This window comes from Streptomyces sp. 8P21H-1 (assembly GCF_013302945.1).
This window is the reverse complement of sequence record NZ_JABTYA010000291.1, coordinates 1-646: the sequence shown is the minus strand read 5'-3', so window position 1 is coordinate 646 and position 646 is coordinate 1. Positions and strand designations below refer to the sequence as shown.

The window sequence follows — 646 nt, the reverse complement described above, 5'->3', positions numbered from 1 at the left end:
CCCGGCCGCGGCCAGCCGCTCCCGCAGCTCGGGGAAGGCCGCCAGGTGGTGGTCGTACGGCCGCCGGTCGGCGGCGAGCACCGCGACGCCCACGAGGCCGTCCGACACCGGTGTCACATAGGCCTCCGTCGCGCCGGCCCAGTGCACCTCGACGAGGTCGCTCCAGGGGGTGAGGGCGTAGTGGCGCCGCAGTCCGTACCGCCGGTGGGTCCGGCACGGCCGGTGCAGCCCCAGGGCCCGGCGGATCGGCGAGTGCAGGCCGTCGGCCGCCACGAGATGACGGGCGCGGACGCCGTCGGCGGTCACACCGTCCTCGTCCTGCTCGACCCGGCGCACGGCGTGCTGCTCGACCCGCACGCCCGCCGCCAGCGCCGCCTCCCGCAGCGCCGCGTGCAGCACGGTGCGGCGCACCCCGCGGCCCGGACCCGCCCGGAAGCCGGCGTCGGCCCGGCGTCCGCCGGCCACGTACCGGATGCCCCGCAGGTCGTAGCCCGGCGGGTGGACGCCGAGTGCCGCCAGACCGGCGACGGCACCCGGCATCAGTCCTTCGCCGCACGCCTTGTCGATGGTGCCGGCGCGCCGCTCCCAGACGGTCGTCCCGAGACCCGCGCGGGCCGCGTGCAGGGCCGTGGCGAGGCCCGCGGGC

General features: G+C 79.1%; 1 protein-coding gene. It reads right to left on the bottom strand.

Annotated elements, in window-relative coordinates; translation table 11 throughout:
* Positions 1 to 646 (bottom strand): NAD(P)/FAD-dependent oxidoreductase (locus HO151_RS06195; protein ID WP_173895093.1); only part of this gene is annotated, 646 nt, incomplete at both ends.